The sequence below is a fragment of the Novosphingobium mississippiense genome (assembly GCF_044029535.1).
Lineage (GTDB): Bacteria > Pseudomonadota > Alphaproteobacteria > Sphingomonadales > Sphingomonadaceae > Novosphingobium.
This window is the reverse complement of the sequence record NZ_CP147003.1, coordinates 323829-340863: the sequence shown is the minus strand read 5'-3', so window position 1 is coordinate 340863 and position 17035 is coordinate 323829. Positions and strand designations below refer to the sequence as shown.

General features: G+C 66.3%; 15 protein-coding genes and 1 pseudogene. 4 read left to right on the top strand and 12 right to left on the bottom strand.

The window, feature by feature from the left end; translation table 11 throughout:
• Positions 1-56: 56 nt before the first annotated feature.
• The 8 genes from WBP06_RS20070 to WBP06_RS20035 form a co-directional block, all read right to left on the bottom strand.
• A complete protein-coding gene (locus WBP06_RS20070; RefSeq protein ID WP_395336565.1) occupies positions 57-554 on the bottom strand; it encodes a chemotaxis protein CheW in 498 nt (165 codons plus the stop codon).
• Entirely contained in the window at positions 551-2383 is a 1833-nt protein-coding gene (locus tag WBP06_RS20065) for a methyl-accepting chemotaxis protein (protein WP_395336562.1), read from the bottom strand. The genes WBP06_RS20070 and WBP06_RS20065 overlap by 4 nt, the downstream gene beginning before the upstream one ends.
• Positions 2384-2436: 53 nt before the next feature.
• Complete coding sequence (locus tag WBP06_RS20060) at positions 2437-4122, bottom strand: methyl-accepting chemotaxis protein (protein WP_395336559.1); 1686 nt, start codon at positions 4120-4122, stop codon at positions 2437-2439.
• A gap of 13 nt (positions 4123-4135) precedes the next feature.
• Positions 4136-4654, bottom strand: coding sequence for a chemotaxis protein CheW (locus tag WBP06_RS20055; protein WP_395336556.1), 519 nt, complete (start codon positions 4652-4654; stop codon positions 4136-4138).
• 5 nt (positions 4655-4659) lie between these two features.
• Positions 4660-6714, bottom strand: coding sequence for a chemotaxis protein CheA (locus WBP06_RS20050; protein WP_395336553.1), 2055 nt, complete (start codon positions 6712-6714; stop codon positions 4660-4662).
• Entirely contained in the window at positions 6711-7079 is a 369-nt protein-coding gene (locus tag WBP06_RS20045) for a response regulator (protein ID WP_395336550.1), read from the bottom strand. Before WBP06_RS20045 ends, WBP06_RS20050 begins: the two co-directional genes overlap by 4 nt.
• Positions 7076-7387, bottom strand: coding sequence for an STAS domain-containing protein (locus tag WBP06_RS20040; RefSeq protein ID WP_395336548.1), 312 nt, complete (start codon positions 7385-7387; stop codon positions 7076-7078). The genes WBP06_RS20045 and WBP06_RS20040 overlap by 4 nt, the downstream gene beginning before the upstream one ends.
• Before the next feature lie 280 nt (positions 7388-7667).
• Positions 7668-8051, bottom strand: coding sequence for a hypothetical protein (locus tag WBP06_RS20035; protein ID WP_395336546.1), 384 nt, complete (start codon positions 8049-8051; stop codon positions 7668-7670).
• A gap of 271 nt (positions 8052-8322) precedes the next feature.
• Here WBP06_RS20035 and WBP06_RS20030 point away from each other — a divergent pair, with 271 nt between their 5' ends.
• Positions 8323-9594 carry an MFS transporter gene (locus WBP06_RS20030; protein ID WP_395336544.1) on the top strand — a complete coding sequence of 424 codons (1272 nt, stop codon included), beginning with the start codon at positions 8323-8325 and terminating at the stop codon, positions 9592-9594.
• Positions 9595-9615: 21 nt separating this feature from the next.
• Here WBP06_RS20030 and WBP06_RS20025 read toward each other — a convergent pair whose 3' ends face one another.
• The 3 genes from WBP06_RS20025 to WBP06_RS20015 are packed head-to-tail and all read right to left on the bottom strand — an operon-like array spanning position 9616 to position 13792.
• Positions 9616-11067 (bottom strand): efflux transporter outer membrane subunit, encoded by a 1452-nt coding sequence (locus WBP06_RS20025; protein ID WP_395336542.1) that lies wholly within the window; start codon positions 11065-11067, stop codon positions 9616-9618.
• An 8-nt stretch (positions 11068-11075) separates the two neighbouring features.
• Positions 11076-12611: an MDR family MFS transporter gene (locus WBP06_RS20020; protein WP_395336540.1), complete on the bottom strand. Its 1536-nt coding sequence runs from the start codon at positions 12609-12611 to the stop codon at positions 11076-11078.
• Between the two features lie 20 nt (positions 12612-12631).
• The gene (locus tag WBP06_RS20015; protein ID WP_395336538.1) at positions 12632-13792 is read right to left on the bottom strand and encodes an HlyD family secretion protein; all 1161 of its coding nucleotides are present in this window, start codon (positions 13790-13792) and stop codon (positions 12632-12634) included.
• A 64-nt stretch (positions 13793-13856) separates the two neighbouring features.
• On the opposite strand from WBP06_RS20015, the gene WBP06_RS20010 reads away from it, so the two are divergent.
• Entirely contained in the window at positions 13857-14411 is a 555-nt protein-coding gene (locus WBP06_RS20010; protein ID WP_395337529.1) for a MarR family winged helix-turn-helix transcriptional regulator, read from the top strand.
• A 253-nt stretch (positions 14412-14664) separates the two neighbouring features.
• Here WBP06_RS20010 and WBP06_RS20005 read toward each other — a convergent pair whose 3' ends face one another.
• Positions 14665-15726, bottom strand: coding sequence for a YeiH family protein (locus WBP06_RS20005; RefSeq protein ID WP_395336536.1), 1062 nt, complete (start codon positions 15724-15726; stop codon positions 14665-14667).
• Positions 15727-15835: 109 nt separating this feature from the next.
• Here WBP06_RS20005 and WBP06_RS20000 point away from each other — a divergent pair, with 109 nt between their 5' ends.
• Positions 15836-16735 (top strand): LysR substrate-binding domain-containing protein, encoded by a 900-nt coding sequence (locus WBP06_RS20000; protein ID WP_395336534.1) that lies wholly within the window; start codon positions 15836-15838, stop codon positions 16733-16735.
• A 40-nt stretch (positions 16736-16775) separates the two neighbouring features.
• Positions 16776-16976, top strand: a pseudogene (locus tag WBP06_RS19995) (GNAT family N-acetyltransferase); the annotation flags it as partial.
• Positions 16977-17035 lie beyond the last annotated feature (59 nt).

The following is a 17035-nucleotide window of genomic DNA, read 5'->3' as shown; positions in this document are numbered from 1 at the left end:
TCGAGACAGAAGAAGGGTGGGCGCCCGCGAAGGGGCGCCCGGTTTCGCAGGGGAAATCAGGCGGGAATCGCGACGGGCGCCGCCATCGGGGCAGAAAGCCGAGCGACATCCTCGGTGGTGAAGATGCGTGCCATGTCCACCAGCACGGTGAAGCCTTCCTCCCGCTTCACCACGCCACCGATGTAGTCGGACGGCCAGCGCACGCCCACGTCAGGCGCGGCGCCGATCTGGTCGGCGCGGAAGCTGGTGACCTCGATCACGCGGTCGACCACCAGCCCCAGCACCAGCACGCGGTCTTCCAGCGGGATGTCGATCACCAGGATGCGCGTCGCCGGGGTCGGCTCCACCGCCGGCAGGCCAAGCCGCAGGCGAAAGTCGATCGTGGTGACGCCCTCCCCGCGCATGTCCGTCAGGCCGAGCAGGTAATCCGGGCCGTTGGGGATGCGGAAGGTATCCCGGTAGTCCAGGATCTCGCGGACCAGTGTTACCGGCACCGCGAAGATCTCTGCCCCCAGCCCGAAGGTTACGGCCTGGATTTCCTGCCCGCTCGTCATGCGTTCTGCATCCCGAAGGCGTCGTCGTGATCGTCCGCGCCACCCATGGCGAGATCGAGCGCGAAACCGTTCGGGCGGGCGTGGCCATTGGTGGCCGGACGCTTCGCACCGCCGTTGATCGGCGTCTTGATCGGGGCCTTCACCGCCGTCTTGACCGGGGCCGGCTTGCGCACGGCAGGCGCGGTGCGGGCCATACCGGCCGAGCGGCCCGGCTTGCCGGCATCCTCGACCTTGAAATAGGCCATGCTTGCCTGAAGCTCCTCGGCCTGCGCCGCCAGTTCTTCCGAAGTGGCAGAGATTTCCTCGGACGCGCCGGCGTTCTGCTGGGTGACCTGATCAAGCTGCTGGATCGCCTGATTGATCTGGCCCGCGCCGATATCCTGTTCGCGGCAGGCGGCGCTGATTTCGGAGATCAGTTCGGCGGTGCGGCGAATGTCGGGCACAAGGCGGGACAGCATCTCGCCCGCTTCGGTAGCGGCATCGACGGTGTTGGAGGAAACCGCGCTGATCTCTGCGGCCGCACCCTGGCTGCGTTCGGCCAACTTACGCACTTCGGAGGCGACGACCGCGAAGCCGCGACCATGCTCGCCCGCGCGCGCTGCCTCGACGGCCGCGTTCAGGGCAAGAAGGTCGGTCTGGCGGGCGATTTCCTGGACGATGCCGATCTTCTCGGCAATCGTGCGCATGGCGCCAACTGCACGGTCGACCGCAACGCCGCTGGCTTCGGCATCCTGTGCCGACTGGCGGGCGATCTTCTCGGTCTGCGCCGCGTTCTCGGCGTTCTGCTTGATGTTGGCCGACATCTCTTCCATCGACGCCGAGGCCTGCTCGGCAGCAGCCGCCTGCTCGGTGGCGCCCTGCGAAACCTGTTCGGAGGTGGAGGAGAGTTCCTGGCTGCCGCTCGCCACATTGTTGGCCGCAACGGTAGCATCGCCCACCACGCCGCGCAGACGCTCGATCATGCGAACGAGGGCATGGCCCAGCTTGTCCTCATCGGACAGCGGCTTGTGCGATACGGTCAGGTCGCCATCGGCGATCTTGTCGGCCAGGGCAGCGCTGACGCGCAAATTGGCGGTCATCTTGTTGACGGTATCGACCAGATCCTTGATCTCGTCGTTCGAGGTGACTTCCACGTCCTGATCGAGGTCGCCGATGGCCACCGCGTTGATCACCGTGCTGACGCGGCCCAGACCGCGCGAGACGATCAGCGAGATCCAGATACCGCCGGCCAGCGCGCCCAGAATGGCGATCGCAGCAACGGTCAGCAGCGTATAGCGGGCAGAGGCGTAGAGCGCGTCGGTATCCGCATCCACCTGCTTCATGTCGTCACGCGCACGGTCGACAAGCACGTCGGCCTGCTTGTTGACACGGTCCAGCACCGCACGTGCCGGGCCAAGCGCCAATCGGGCGGCCTCGTCATTCTGGTTCGCGCGCGCCAGATCGCGGATGCGCGTATCCATCGGCTTGAAGTTGTCGAGCGCGGCGCGCATGTCCCGCCAGGTCTGGCGCGTGCCGGGCGTGGCCGCCGCCTCGCCCTCTTCGACCAGACGGTCGAATTCGGTGAGGGCGCGCGTCACCTTGTCATCGAACTCTTTCATCTGCGACGGGTCGTTCGTCATCGTCATGCTGCGCTCGTTGCGCGACAGCGTGCCGAACACCACCTGCACCTGCTGCGCCCGGTCCAGACGCGCGGCGGGGCCGGCAATCAGGTCGGAGACCGCCGTGTTCAGGGTGCTGAGACGGGTAAGGCTGACGCCGACGACGACTGCCAGCAGCAGCAGGATTATGCCGAACGTGACGCCCAGCTTCATTTTTATGGTTGCACGCATGGGTAAGGTAACCTTGCAAACCCGAATGGGGGGAAACGGAAAATCGGTGCGGATCAGGCCGCGTTCGTGCTGAAGGCGTCGTCCTCGCTATCCGGACCGCCGGTAGAGAGATCGAGCGCGAAGCCACGGGCGCGGGCCTGCTGATCGGCGACGGACAGCGAACGGGCCGAGCGGACCGGCTGCGCCATCTTGCGCGCGGGAGCCGTGGCCGGGCGGGCCGCGATTGCCGGCGTCTTGCGGCGTACCGGCGCGTCGGTCACGCGGAAGTAGGCGATCGAGGCCTGAAGCTCTTCCGCCTGCGCGGCGAGTTCTTCGGAGGTTGTCGAAATCTGCTCGGAGGCGCCGGCGTTCTGCTGGGTCACCTGATCGAGCTGCTGGATCGCCTCGTTGATCTGCGAGGCGCCGATGTCCTGTTCGCGGCAGGCCACGCTGATTTCGGAGACGAGTTCGGCCGTGCGGCGAATATCGGGCACCAGCTTCGACAGCATCTCCCCCGCTTCGGCGGCGGCCTGCACCGTTTCGGTGGAGACGGCGCTGATCTCTGCCGATGCCTGCTGGCTGCGTTCGGCCAGCTTGCGCACTTCGGAAGCGACCACCGCGAAGCCACGGCCATGCTCACCCGCGCGCGCGGCTTCCACCGCCGCGTTCAGGGCCAGCAGGTCGGTCTGGCGGGCGATTTCCTGAACGATACCGATCTTCTCGGCAATCGTGCGCATCGCGCCCACCGCGCGGTCCACGGCCACGCCGCTGCTTTCGGCATCCTTGGAGGACTGGCGCGCGATCTTCTCGGTCTGCGCGGCATTGTCGGCGTTCTGCTTGATGTTGGCGGCCATCTCTTCCATCGACGCCGAAGCCTGTTCGGCAGCGGCGGCCTGCTCGGTCGCGCCTTGCGACACCTGCTCGGAATTGGCCGAAAGTTCCTGGCTGCCGGTGGACACGTTCTCCGCCGCAACGGTGGCGTCGCCCACCACGCCGCGCAGACGCTCTATCATCGTGTTCACATGACCCAGCAGATCGCTGATTTCGTCGTTCGACTTCACCTCGACCGTGCGGGTCAGGTCGCCGTCGGCCACCTGGCTCATCGCATCGCCGGCCGATTTCAGCCCGCGAGAGATCAGCAGCGCCAGATAGGCGGCCGCAGCCACCGTGATCAGGACGGCGACGACACCCATGGCGATCATCAGTGTCCGTGCGGAATCATAGGTCACTTCGGTATCATCGTCGGCCTTGGCCATGGTCTGCTGTTCGACCTGCACCAGTTCCTCGACGATCGCCGTCACCGCATGGGCACGGTCGCGCGATTCACCCATGGTCAACGTCACCGCAGCGGAACGATCCGTCGTGCTGAGCGTCGCGACTTGCGCGTTCACCGGCTTGAACGCATTCCACTGATCACGCAGCTTGGACCACGACGCACGCGTGTCGGCCGAAGCGGCGGCATTGCCCTGCTCCACGGTCTGCTCGATCTTGCCGCGCCAGGTATCGATCTCCGTTTCGAGATCGCGGCGAGTGGCGGGATCGTCCGTCAGCGTCAGGTTCTTTTCCGCACGCACCATCATGCTGACGCCGCCGTCGATGCTGCGGGCGCGGTCCAGCTGCTTGGCAGGGCCGGTGACGAGACTGCCGATGGCGTCATTAAGGATCGTCAGGCGGGAAATGCCCACCACGATCGTTGCGGTCATGATGATCAGCAGGAGCACGAAAGTGCCCCCCAGCTTCAGCTTGATGGTCGCGCGCATGATGCCCCCCGGCTCAGTGGAGTGTGGATGACTGGGCGGCGGCGGATTCCGCGCTGCCGACCAGTGAACGGAAGATCGCGGCCAGATCGGGCAGGACGACCACGCCGTCCTGCCTGCGAACCAGTTCGCGTACGAAATCACGGCGCCAGCGCATGCCGACGGCGGGCGGCTCCTCGCTGGCGGCGCGCTGTAGCGTTGCCACTTCGTGCACCTTGTCGGTGCGGATGCCGATCTGGAACGTCTCGCCTTCCGCTTCCGTCTCGATCACGACGATGCGGCTGTCGACGGTCGCCTCGGCCGCCGGCATGGCGAAAGCCAGTCGCAGGTCGGCAATCGGGATGATCTTGCCGCGAAAATTGACCACGCTGCCCAGCAGCGGCGCCGCACCGGGCACGCGGGTTTCGGGCAGCAGGTCCAGAATCTCGCGGACCAGCATGGCTTCCAGCGCGAAAGTTTCCTCACCCAGATTGAAGGTCAGCACTTCGAGATTGCCTTCGGCATCCCACTGCGTTGCGGTTGCTTGTTCGGACATCGTGCTTATCCGGCGGCGCGAAGCCGCTCCTCCTGGTTCTGGCCGAGCATGACGAGCTGCGCGACGTCGAGGATCAGCGCGACACCGCCATCACCCAGGATCGTGGCGCCGGCAAAGGTCGCGACGTCGCGGTGCAGCGGGGACATCGACTTGATGACGGTCTGGTGGCTGCCGATGATCTGGTCCACCACCAGGCCGACACGCTCCGTGCCGGTGGCGATGACGACGATCTTCTGGTGCGGATCGGGCCGCGTGCCGGTGTCGAATATCTCGCGCAGGCGCAGGAACGGCACCAGCCGATCGCGCAAGGTGATGAAGCTGCGACCGCGCGAACGCAGGTCTTCCTCAAGGCTGAGTTCGAGGCATTCCTCCACCGCGCCCAGCGGGATCACATAGCGCCCCTCACCCACGCGGACGAGCAGACCGTCGATGATCGCCAGCGTCAGCGGGATGCGCAGCACCACGGTGGAGCCTTCGCCGGGCGCCGAAGTGATGTCGATCGCGCCGCGCAGGCTTTCGATCGTGCGCTTCACCACGTCCATGCCGACGCCGCGGCCGGACAGGTTGGTGACTTGCGCCGCCGTAGAGAAGCCGGGATGGAAGATCATCTGCAGCAGGTCGTGGTCGGAAATCGACTGGCCGGGCTGGATCAGCCCCTGCGATTCCGCCTTGGCGCGCACGCGGGCGCGGTCGATGCCGCGGCCGTCGTCGCGGATGGTGATCAGCACTTCGCCACCCGCCTGATGTGCGGACAAGTGGACCTGCCCGGCGGCCGGCTTGCCGGCGGCAAGGCGATCCTCGGGCGTTTCCAGCCCGTGATCGCAGGCATTGCGGATCAGGTGGACCATCGGATCGGCCAGACGTTCGATCATGGTCTTGTCGACTTCCGTGGTCTCACCCTCAGTCGATAGTTCGATGGTCTTGCCGGTTTCGCGCGCAAGATCGTGGACCAGGCGGCGGAAGCGGCTGAACAGGCTGGCGACCGGCACCATGCGCAGCACCATCATGGTGTCGCGCAGTTCGCCCGCAAGCCGTTCGATTTCCTCGGAGATGGAGCGCAGCGCCAGTTCGCTGCCCACGGCCGAGCCATGGCCGCTGGCGAGCTGCGAAAGGCGGCTCTGCACGATCACCAGTTCACCCACGCGGTCCATCAGCTCGTCCAGCCGCTCGGCCGGAACGCGCACGCTTTCGCCGCTGGCAGGCTTGGTGCCAGAGGTAGCAGGAGCCTGATTGCCGGCAGGGGCCGACGCAGCCGGCGCCGCGGCTGGAACTTCCGCGTTCACCGGGACGGCCTCCGCCGCGGGCACCGATGCCGTATCCACGGCATCGGCTTCCAGCGGTTCGATGGTCAGTTCCATGTCGTCCATCACGAAGATGAAGACATCGTCGATATCGTCGCGCGAGATGTCGCCGCGCAATTCGACGTCCCAGCCGATGTGGCATTCGGTGGGCACAAGGTCGGTCAACGAGGGAATGCCATCGGTGCGCGCGACGACCCGGCACTCACCCAGATCGCGCAGCTCATCCAGCAGCATCAGCGGGTTGGTGCCGTTGGCCATCGCATCGGCGGGCAGGCGGAAGAACAGTCGCCAGCCCAGCGTCGATGCGGCCGGAGCGGCGGAGACGGCTGCAGGCGCAGCAACGGCAACGAGTGCGGGCGCAACGCCCCCTGCCCCGTCGATCGCGGCCTGCAGCTGTTCAAGGATAGCCGCGCCGGTGGCTTCCAGCGCCCCGCTTTGCAGATCGGCGCCGTCCCCTTCGATCAACGCGCGCATGTGATCGCGCGCGGACAGGATCACCGCCACCAATTCCTGCGTCGCCGGGGCCAACCCCTTGCGCACGCGATCAAACGCAGTCTCGCAATGGTGAGTGAACTGGGCCAGCGCGTCGAAGCCGAACATCGCACCGGAACCCTTGAGCGTGTGCAGCCCCCGGAACACTTCGTCGATCAGCGCACGGTCGTCCAGCCGGTGGCCAAGGTCGAGCAGCCCGTGCTCGATCTGGTCCAGCAGTTCGCCCGCCTCGACGCGGAACGCCGCGACCGGGTCCTGCGTGCTCACCGGCCCAGCACCTTGCGCGAAACCTTGATGAGCTGTTCGGGCACGAAGGGCTTCACCAGCCAGCCGGTCGCGCCGGCCGCCTTGGCCTGCTGCTTCATCGCGTCGTCGCTTTCGGTGGTCAGGAAGATGATCGGCACGCCGGCCTGTTCCGGCGCCTTGCGCAGTTCGCGGATCATCGTCAGCCCATCCATGTTGGGCATGTTGAGATCGGTGATGATCAGGTCGAACCGCTTCGCGCCTGCTGCGGCCAAGCCCTCAACGCCGTCGCCGGCTTCGGTCACGTCATAGCCGGCGCCGATCAGCGCGATGCGGATCGCCATGCGCAGGCTGGGGGAATCGTCGACGGTGAGGATAGAGGCATTCATTGCGGAAGTTCTCCGTGAAACCAGAATTCGGTGTCCTGGGGGGTAAGGTCCGTCAGGAAGCCCGCGCGTTCGAGCAGGGCGACAACGGAGCCTCCGGCGGGATGCGCCAGGCGCAGTTCACGGCCCGCGCGTGCCCATTGGTCGCGCGCGGCGTAAATGATTTCGACAAATGCAAGATCGACTTCGTCTAATTCAGACAAATCAAGATCAGTGTCTTGCTCCGCTTCGTACCCGGCAAGAATTGCCTGCTTGAATGCATGCGCGGAACGCACGGTTACGGAATTCGGAACAGCTATGACTTGGCGCATCGCTTCCTCTGGATTTGGGGCCGTGGGTGCGACGGGTTCGGCGCGGGGGGAGGCCTATCCAAATTCTAGAGGAATACCGGCCATTACGGATGCCGGAGCGCGATTTTTTCACGGTTTGTCGGATTGTGCACGGTTTAAGGGCGGTCCTGGCGGGACGGCCGGTGCAATCGATATCAACGACGTTAGTTCGTATATTTTATATATTTTTCAAACGATTACAGGGCCCAGCGCAGATCATGCGCGGGCCCCGTGGCAAGGCGGGCAATGGGGTAAGGGCCGGTCAGGCCGCTTCGGCGTAGGGTTCAGCGTAATCCGGCAAATCGAATGTCGCGGCCGACAGCGCCGAAGCCGGCGCGTAGTGGGCCGCGATGGCATCGAACTGATCACGCGAATAGCCGGCCAGGCGAAAGCGATAGAACTGTTCGGCCGGGAAGTGGCCGCCGCGAAGCAATACGGCGGTTACCCGCAGCACTTCCAGCTTATCGTTGGCCAGGCAGTAGTTGTATGGCTTGCCGAACACGAAGGCGCGCCAGCCGCGCGTGCGCTTCTTGTCGAACGCGATCGACCCGGCAGGGTCCCGCGCCGCCAGCGCCAATACGCTGCATTCCTGCGCGCTGAACAGGTTTGCCTGATCGTTCCGGTTGGCGTCATGCTCGGTCGCCATTGCGTGTTCCTGCATTCTCGGTTGTTGCTGCGGCGCTGCGTCTACCGGCGATCGCGTGTTCCCGTAAGCCGCGTCGCCGGCCACAGATTGTCGCCGCATCAGAGACAATGACGCCACGGCCAAACCTTGTCCCCAGTCGTGCAATTGGTCATGAGAGGCTGCCGCGCGGACGACCCGTTACTTTGCGTCACATCCGCAGCCAAACTTTCTCGTTCGGATCGGCGCCCGCATGGCGGTAGATTTGCGGCCGTTTCGCAAAGGATCGCTCCCGATGTCCCAGACTTCCAGCCGCCTTCATCCCGCATGGATCGTGGTTGCCGTCACCTTCTTCGCCCTGCTGGCCTCGGCCGGGCTGCGATCGGCCCCCGGCGTGATGATGATGCCGCTGGAACTGCACTTCGGGTGGGACCGCGCGACGATCTCTGCCGGTGCGGCGCTGGGCATCCTGCTCTACGGCCTTGTCGGCCCCTTCGCGGCGGCGCTGATGATGAGCGTGGGGATCAAGCGCACGATGCTGGCCGGACTGGCCCTGATGGCCGTGGCCACCTTCGCCAGCCGCTGGATGACCGAGCCATGGCATTACGTCTTGAGTTGGGGCGTGGTGTCGGGCGTCGGTTCGGGCGCGGTCGCTTCCGTGCTGGGCGCGGCGGTGGTCAATCGCTGGTTCGCGACGCGGCAGGGGCTGGTGATGGGCCTGCTGAGCGCCAGCACCGCCACCGGATCGTTGATCTTCCTGCCCGTGCTGGCCTGGCTGTCGCAGGGCGGCGCGTGGAAGCCGGTGGCGCTGGCGGTCAGCCTGGCCTGCGTGGCGTTGATCCCGCTGGTGGCCCTTTTCGTACCCGAACGGCCGGAAAGCCGCGGCGTACGTCGCTTCGGCGAAAGCGCCGATACGCCTCCTGCCCCGCCGATGAAGCAGGCGGCAACGCCCTGGCTGGCGATAGAGGCGCTGATGCGCGCGTCGCGCCAGCCGATGTTCTGGCTGCTGGCGGGCAGCTTCTTCGTCTGCGGCCTGACCACCAATGGCCTTGTCGGCACCCACATGATCGCCTTTTGCGGCGACCATGGCATCGCCCCGGTCGCGGCGGCCGGCGTGCTGTCGATGATGGGTTTCTTCGACCTGTTCGGCACCACCGCATCGGGCTGGCTAACCGACCGCTACGACCCGCGCCGGCTGCTGGCGGTCTATTACGGTTTGCGCGGACTTTCGCTGGTGGCGCTGCCGTTCATCGATTTCGGCGCGGTCAGCCTGACGATCTTTGCGGTGTTCTACGGGCTGGACTGGATCGCCACGGTGCCGCCGACGGTGAAGCTGGCCAACAGCACCTTCGGTGAACGCGATGGGCCGATCGTGTTCGGCTGGATTTTCGTGGCGCACCAGATCGGTGCCTCCACAGCGGCCTTTGGCGCCGGCGTGATCCGCGAGACGGCGGGAACCTATACCCCGGCCTTCATGATCGCCGGCCTGTTCGGCGTGCTGGCCGCCTTCGTCTTCATGGCCGGCTTCGGCAGGGCCCGCCCCGAGCCCTGCCCCAGCTTCAGCTAAGCGGCGCTGACTTCCACGCCCCTACTTCCAAGCAAGGCCGAGCGACTTCTGGATCGAAACGTAGTCGCCGGTCAGCGCCGCGCGGGCCTGCACCAGGTTCTGGTCCGCTGTGTTCAGGTCGTTCCGCGCGTTCAGCAGCGCGATCTTGGTCACGGTGCCCGACTGGAAGCGCTGCGCCGTCAGGCTTTCCGCCAGTGCCGCCTTCTCCCGCGTGCGGGCGAGTGCCGCCACGGTGACGCGGCGCTCGCGGAACCGCGCGAGCGAGTCTTCCGCATCGCGCAGCGCCGAAAGCACGGTGCCGCGATAGCGGGCCTCCGCCTCGTCCCGCACGGCTTCGGCCTGATGGACCTTGGCCTTGTTCCGGCCGAAATCCAGGAAGCTCCAGCTCAGCTGCGGCGCGGCCAGCGCAGTGAAATCGTCCAGCTTGCCCAGATCGCTGATCTTGGTGCCGCCGATGCCGATCAGCCCCATGAACGAAAGATGCGGGAAACGCGCCGCCTCCGACTGGCCGATCTTGGCCGTGTCCGCCGCCAAGGTGCGCTCGGCCTGCCGGATATCGGGGCGATGCGCGATCAATTGCGCCGGATCGCCCACCGGCACCGAAGCGGGCGGCAGCGGCAGTTCACCCGCCGGGGCAAGGCTGGCGTCCAGCGCGCCCGGCGCCTGCCCGGTCAGCACCGCCAGCGCGTTGAGGTAGGCGTCACGCTCGGCCGAAAGCGGGGCGATCTGCGCGCGGGTGGAGGCCAACTGCCCCTCGATCTGCGCGACTTCCATCGCCGTGGCCGTGCCGCTCTGGAACCGTTGGCGGGTCAGCGCCAGCACGTCTTCCTGCAAGGCGATCGACTGTTCGCCCAGCACGATCCGCTGCTGGCGATCGCGCAAGTTCAGGTAATTCTGCGCGACGCTGGCGGAAATGCTGACCTGCACGTCGGAAAGGCTGGCCTGCGCGCCTTCCATGGTGGCACGGGCCGCCTCGATCGCACGGCGCTGGCCGCCGAACAGGTCTATTTCCCAGCTGGCATTGACGCCGACGTTGAACAGATTGAGGTCGGTACCGCTGCTGCCGCCGCTGCTGTCCGATCCCGAACCGCTGGAATCGCTGCTGTCGCTCTGGCCGAACGCGACACCGGGCACGTGCGCGTGGGCATAGAGCGCAGAGGCGCTGGCCTTGGGCCCAAGGTTGGCCCGCTCCTCACCTAGAGTGGCCTGCGCCTGACGCAGCTTCGCCTCGCCCGCCTGAACGTCGGTATTGTCGGCCAGGGCCTTAGCGATCAGGTCATCCAGCAGCGGATCGCCCAGCGGCTTCCACCATTCGGCGACCGGCGGCGCGTTGGTGACGCTGCCTGCATCAGCGCGCACGAAGGCGGCATTGCCGTCGGCCGCGGTCTTGGGCGGGCCGGCATAGTTGGGGCCAACCGTGCAGCCTGCAAGCGCGGTGCCGGCAAGCAGGGGAAGAAGAAGGTAGGAACGCATGGTTTTCCTCAATGTCCGGTCGCCAGCGGCGCATTCTTCGGAAGCGGGCGCAGGAACAGCGTGAGCGGGATGACGAAGACGATGCCCACCGACATCATCCAGAACATGTCCGCATAAGTCATCGTCAGCGCCTGCATCTGGATCGTTGCTTCCAGCGATCGCAGCACCCCGGCGCCTTGAGCAGAGACGTAATCCTGCACGGAGACCGAGTTGGCGTTGAGCGTTTCTTCCAGCCGGCGCGCGTGCAGCCACAGGCGCTGGTCCTGGATCACCGCGATGCCGGCCAGCGCGAAAGAACCGCCCAGGTTGCGCGCCGCGTTGTAGAGGCCGGAAGCATCGCCTGCCTCTTCCTTCGGCACCGAACGGATCGCCGCCTGGTTCAGGAACATCATGCAGAACACCGTGCCCATGCCGCGCAGAAGCTGGCTGTCTACGAAGTCCTTGCCGTCCGAAAGCGGGGTGATGTCCGTTTCCAGCCAGGCGCTGAGCGCCAGGATCGAAAGGCCGAAACAGACCGAAAGGCGGATGTCGACATTGCGGATCAGCCACGGGGTAATCGGCATCATCAGCATGACGGGAATGCCCGAAAGCATCACCACCTGCCCCGATTGCAGCGAGTTGTAACCGGCGATCTGCGAAAGGAACTGCGGGATCACGTAGGACGTGCCGTAGATCACCATGCCGACCACGGTCACCATGGCGACGACGCTGCCGAACTGCCGGTCCAGCAACAGCTTCAGCTTGATCACCGGCTTCTTCGATATCACCTGCCCCAGCCCCAGCAGGACCAGACCCAGGATCGAAACCGCCGTCAGCATCAGGATCAGGTGGGAGGAGAACCACTGCTCCCGCTCGCCTTCCTCCAGCACCACGGTCAGCCCGCCAAGCCCAAGGGCAAGGCCAAGGATGCCCAGCCAGTCCGCCTCGCGGATCAGGTTCAGGTGCGCCTTCTGGTGCGGGATCGCCACCAGCAGCAGCGTCGCGAGTGCGATGCCGACCGGCAGGTTGAGGAAGAAGGCATAGTGCCAGCTGACATTCTCGGTCAGCCAGCCGCCCAGCACCGGGCCCACCACCGGCCCCAGCAGCGCGGTCGCGCCGAACAGCGCATTACCGATCGGTTGCTGCGCGCGGGGCAATCGCGTGGCCACGATGGTCATGGCTGTCGGGATCAGCGCGCCGCCGGTGAAGCCCTGCCCGATGCGGCCGATGATCATCATCGTCAGCGTCGTGGAAAGGCCGCACATCATCGAGAACAGCGTGAACAGCGCCGATGCCACCAGCAGCAGCGTGCGCAGGCCCAGCAGGCGCTCAAGCCAGCCGGACAGCGGAATGATGACGATCTCGGCCACCAGATAGGCCGTCGCGATCCAGGTGCCCTCGGTGCCGCTGGCGCCGATTTCGCCCTGGATCGTGGGGAGCGAGCTGTTGACGATGGACACGTCCAGCGTCGCCATCAGCGCGCCCAGCGTGCCGGCCGCCACGGCCAGCCACGCGGCCGCGTCGGCGGGCTTTTCCGCCGCCGCAACGGGAATTCCGGTGCTCACCGCAGGGCTTCCTGACGCGCTCACTTATCGCCCGTCCGGCGGGCCTTCTCCTGCTTGGCAATGGCCTGCTGCGATCCCTTCTCACCGATCGTGTCGACCGTGACGGTGACTGACAGGCCCGGCACCAGCACGCGGCGCGCTTCAGGGCCGGCGTCGATGGCGATGCGCACCGGCACGCGCTGCACGATCTTGGTGAAGTTGCCGGTGGCGTTCTGCGGCGGCAGCAGCGAGAACTGCGAACCGGTACCCGGCGACACGCTTTCGACGTGGCCGCGAATCTTGGTGCCGTTCAGCGCGTCCACCTCGATCATCGCCGGCTGGCCGGGGCGCATCAGACCGATCTGCGTTTCCTTGAAGTTCGCCGTGACGTAAAGCTTGGACAGCGGCACCACCGACATCAGGCGGGTGCCGGCCTGCACGAACTGTCCGGCGCGCACGGTGCGATCACCGATGCGGCCATCGACACTGGCGGTCAGCGTGGTGGACCCGACATTGACGTGGGCGGAAGCCAGTTGCGCGCGGGCGGCTTCGCCCTGCGCCTGCGCCTGCTGCACTTGTGCGTTCAACGCGGCGATGCGGCGCTGGGCGGACGTCAGCGCGGCGCGCTGGGCATCGGCCGTGGCGCGGGCCTTGGCGGCCTGATTGCGCAGTGTGGCCAGATGCTCCTTGGTTTCGGCGCCGCTGGCGGCCAGCGGGGCGTAACGGGCAGCCTCGCGCTCGGCATAGCGGGCGTCTTCCTCGGCCGAGGCAAGCTGCGCCTGCGCCTGCGCGATCGCGGCTTCCTGCTCGCCGATGCCGGCGCGCACGTTCTCGGCATTGGCCTTGGCCACGTCGATCTGCGCCTGATACTGGGCGGCCTGCGCGTTATAGTCGCGCGGGTCGATCTTCACCAGCGGCTGGCCGGCCTTCACGTCCTGGTTGTCGCCCACCAGCACGGCGTCGACATAGCCCGAAATCCGGGGCGAAACGGTAACCGCATCGGCCTGGATGAACGCGTCGTTGGTGTCTTCCAGATACTGCCCGCGCGTCACGTAATGCAGCACCCAGGCGCCCACGCCGATGACCACCACGGCCGCACCCAGAAACAGCACGCGGCGGATGCCGGGCCGCTTGAGCGCGGAAGGACGCTCTGCGCCGTCGTTCACCGGCTGACCGTCCGAATCGATTCCGTCGTTTGCCATCAATCGCTTCTCGTTGCTTGTTGCTGCGGTGCAGCTCAGACCTGTGTGCTGCATCGCAGCAGTGATGGATGCGCCCTTGCACCGCTATGCAGCATATGGCAATGGCATTTCATATGGTCCCACAATATTTCTTGCCATGACTATTCGCCTGCAATCCATGGAGCAGTTGCGCGACCTGCACTTGCGCATGCACCGGCTGTTCAACGACCGGATGCGCGCGCAGGGTGCATCGCTGGCGCAATTAAAACTGCTGCTGGCGATAGAGCGCGGCGGATCGGTGCGCTCCACCGACATTTGCGAGGTGCTGGGACAGGCGCCGCGTACGGTGACGGAAGCGATTGACGCGCTGGAGCGAGAGGGGCTGGCCGTGCGCAGCCCGGATCCGAACGATCGACGAGCCAAGCGGATCAGCCTGACGGAAGAGGGCAAGGCAGTGATCCGGGAGGTGGAACCTCACAAGAATGCCTTCATCGCGCAGTTCTTTGAGGTGCTGGACGACGAGCAACAGTCCACATTCCTGCGGACTCTCGAAATCCTGAACGACCGGCTGGTCGAAATGGGCGCCCCGCGCAGCCTGGGTGGGCCGGACGCGGCGGCGGAGAAATCAGGTCAGCAGTAGTATCGTCATCAGTGCGAATGTGCCGCTGCACGCTACCGCAGCGCACAACGTACGGAATTCGCATACGCAAAACACGGATTCCAAGCCTTCCATACTGGCTCTCCTCTCAATCCACTCTTTGGTGGTTGCTGCGAAGATACCATGTAATCGGGCCGCCCCATAGCGATCAGTCGTGGTTATCCCATCGCCGGGGCGAAGGAAGACTTGCCCGTGCAAGAACAAGTCTTGTCTGCGCAAGAAAACAACCATCCGCTCAAACCATGTGCAGCAGGTGGAGCAGGCCCAGACTGATCGCGCCCAGCCCGGCCAAGGAAAGGACGACGGCGGCCGTCACCCGGCCACCCGCCTGCGCCACCGTGCGCAAGTCCACGCCCAGCCCCAGCGCAGCCATCGACACCACTGTCAGCACCGTCGCCAACTGCGCCATCGGCGCAAGCGCCGCCTGCGGGATCAGGCCCAGCGTGCGACACAGCATCAGGGCAAGGAAGCCCAGAATGAACCACGGCACCAGATGGGCCAGCCCCGGCCGGCGTTGCGGTCCTTCTGCGTCTGCCGATCCCCGCGTCACAAGCGACAGGACAAGGCAGACCGGGCCCAGCATCAGCACGCGCACCAGCTTGACCAACGTGCCCGTCTGCACCGCGGCCGGGCCCATCGGCGCGGCGGCGGCAATGACCTGCGGCACGGCGTAGACCGTCAGCCCGGCAAAGGCGCCGAAGGCATGGCCGCCCAGCCCCAACGCCAGGCCGGCCAGCGGCAGCCCCAGCACCACCGCTACCCCCAGCACGGCCGTGAACGCGATGGAGGCGGCAACGTCGTCGCTATCGGCGCCGATCACCGGGGCGACGGCGGCGATGGCGGAATTGCCGCAGATCGCATTGCCGCAGGCCACCAGCAGCGCCATGCGCGTCGGCAAGCCGAGCAGCCTGCCCATCGCGAACCCCAGCAAGAGCGCCGCCGCGACCACCCCGGCTATGCCCGCAAGCAAGCCCGGGCCCGCCGCCAGCAGCGTCGCTCCACTGACCGAAGCGCCCAGAAGCACTACGGCGATTTCAAGTAAATATTTGGAACTAAAGACTATTCCATGATTGAATCGAGCATGTGGCGCCCACAGGCTGCGCAGCGCGGTGCCGATCAGGATCGCCAGAACCAGGCTTTCCAGCCAGGCCCGGCCCGCCAGAACCCGCTCTTCAGCTTCCAGCGCATAGGCCACGGTCGCCACGGCACAGCACAACAACACGCCCGGCAAAACGGACCGGAAGTTTTCCCGGGGAAACGCGGCGTGGTGAAAGTGGAGGATTTCAGCGGCTTTCATGGGAAAATCCTTTCTCCCCTCCGCATTACCGCCGATATTTCAATCATTCCAACGCATCGATTTTGTCATTCCAATCGTCATTACAGATTGAATGCGCTAGGATCCCGGCATGACCCTTGAACAGTTGCGCATCTTCGTCGCCGTGGCCGAGCGGGAGCATGTGACCGCGGCCGCGCGCGCCATCCATGTCACCCAATCGGCCGCCTCCGCCGCGATCGCCGCGCTGGAGGAGCGCCACGCGGTCAAGCTGTTCGACCGCGTCGGCCGGGGCGTGGTGCTGACCGAGGCGGGCCGCCTGTTCCTGATCGAGGCGCGCGGCGTTCTGGCGCGCGCCGCTGCCGCGGAAACGGTGCTGGACGAAGTGAGCGGATTGCGTCGTGGCCGCCTGCGCCTTGTCGCCAGCCAGACCACCGCCGCCTACTGGCTGCCGCCGATCCTGGCCGAATTCCAGGCCCGCCACCCGGCCCTGCGCGTGGAGCTTTCCATCGGCAACACCGATCAGGCGGCTACCCGCGTCCGCGATGGCGAGGCGGATCTTGGCGTGGTGGAGGGCCGGATCGAGGATCCTGCGCTGGCGCAATGGCCCGTGGGGGAGGATCGGCTGGTGCTGGTTTCCGCCACGCCCTTCGCCGAAACCGGGATCGACGCCCGATGGCTGCGCCGGGCGCGATGGATCATGCGAGAGCCGGGATCGGGCACGCGATCCAGCCTCGACGCGCTGCTGCGCGAACGCAGCGTCGATCCCGCCGCGCTGGACGTGGCGCTGGTGCTGCCATCGAACGAGAGCGTGCGCACGGCGGTGGAGGCCGGTGCCGGCGTCGCGGTACTGTCCTCTCTGGTGGTCGCCCCCGCGCTGGCCGCCGGCACCCTGCACGCCGCGCCGCTGGAATTTGGCCCCCGCACCTTCCACGGCCTGCGCCACCGCGAACGCTATCGCAGCCGCGCCGCCGATGCCTTGTTGCAAGTGATCGCCGCATCGCGCCCGGATCGGCCTGTTGCCGCACCATAAGTCCTTGTCAGAACGGCGGGACGCCGCCACGGTCCCGCCGATGATCGAAACCGAACGCCTGTTGCTGCGCCCGCCCGTCCTGGCCGATTTCGAACCCTCCGCCGCGATGTTCGCGGATGCCGGGGTCACCGCGCACATCGGTGGCGCCCCGCTGGCACGCGACGCCGCATGGACGCGGTTCCTGCGCGACACCGGACATTGGAGCCTCTATCCGTTCGGCCTGTTCTCGATCATCGAGCGGGCATCCGGCGCCTATGTCGGCAAGATCGGCTATGCCCATTTCCAGCGCGATCTTGGCCC

Bases quoted from the DNA above. Each gene is read 5' to 3' on its own strand.
- WBP06_RS20035 (WP_395336546.1), bottom strand. From the start codon at position 8,051: ATGGCGACCGAGCATGACGCCAACCGGAACGATCAGGCAAACCTGTTC.
- WBP06_RS20070 (WP_395336565.1), bottom strand. From the start codon at position 554: ATGACGAGCGGGCAGGAAATCCAGGCCGTAACCTTCGGGCTGGGGGCA.
- WBP06_RS20005 (WP_395336536.1), bottom strand. From the start codon at position 15,726: ATGAAAGCCGCTGAAATCCTCCACTTTCACCACGCCGCGTTTCCCCGG.
- WBP06_RS20015 (WP_395336538.1), bottom strand. From the start codon at position 13,792: ATGGCAAACGACGGAATCGATTCGGACGGTCAGCCGGTGAACGACGGC.
- WBP06_RS20040 (WP_395336548.1), bottom strand. From the start codon at position 7,387: ATGCGCCAAGTCATAGCTGTTCCGAATTCCGTAACCGTGCGTTCCGCG.
- WBP06_RS20045 (WP_395336550.1), bottom strand. From the start codon at position 7,079: ATGAATGCCTCTATCCTCACCGTCGACGATTCCCCCAGCCTGCGCATG.
- WBP06_RS20030 (WP_395336544.1), top strand. From the start codon at position 8,323: ATGTCCCAGACTTCCAGCCGCCTTCATCCCGCATGGATCGTGGTTGCC.
- WBP06_RS20065 (WP_395336562.1), bottom strand. From the start codon at position 2,383: ATGCGTGCAACCATAAAAATGAAGCTGGGCGTCACGTTCGGCATAATC.
- WBP06_RS20000 (WP_395336534.1), top strand. From the start codon at position 15,836: ATGACCCTTGAACAGTTGCGCATCTTCGTCGCCGTGGCCGAGCGGGAG.
- WBP06_RS20010 (WP_395337529.1), top strand. From the start codon at position 13,857: ATGGATGCGCCCTTGCACCGCTATGCAGCATATGGCAATGGCATTTCA.
- WBP06_RS20025 (WP_395336542.1), bottom strand. From the start codon at position 11,067: ATGCGTTCCTACCTTCTTCTTCCCCTGCTTGCCGGCACCGCGCTTGCA.
- WBP06_RS20060 (WP_395336559.1), bottom strand. From the start codon at position 4,122: ATGCGCGCGACCATCAAGCTGAAGCTGGGGGGCACTTTCGTGCTCCTG.
- WBP06_RS20055 (WP_395336556.1), bottom strand. From the start codon at position 4,654: ATGTCCGAACAAGCAACCGCAACGCAGTGGGATGCCGAAGGCAATCTC.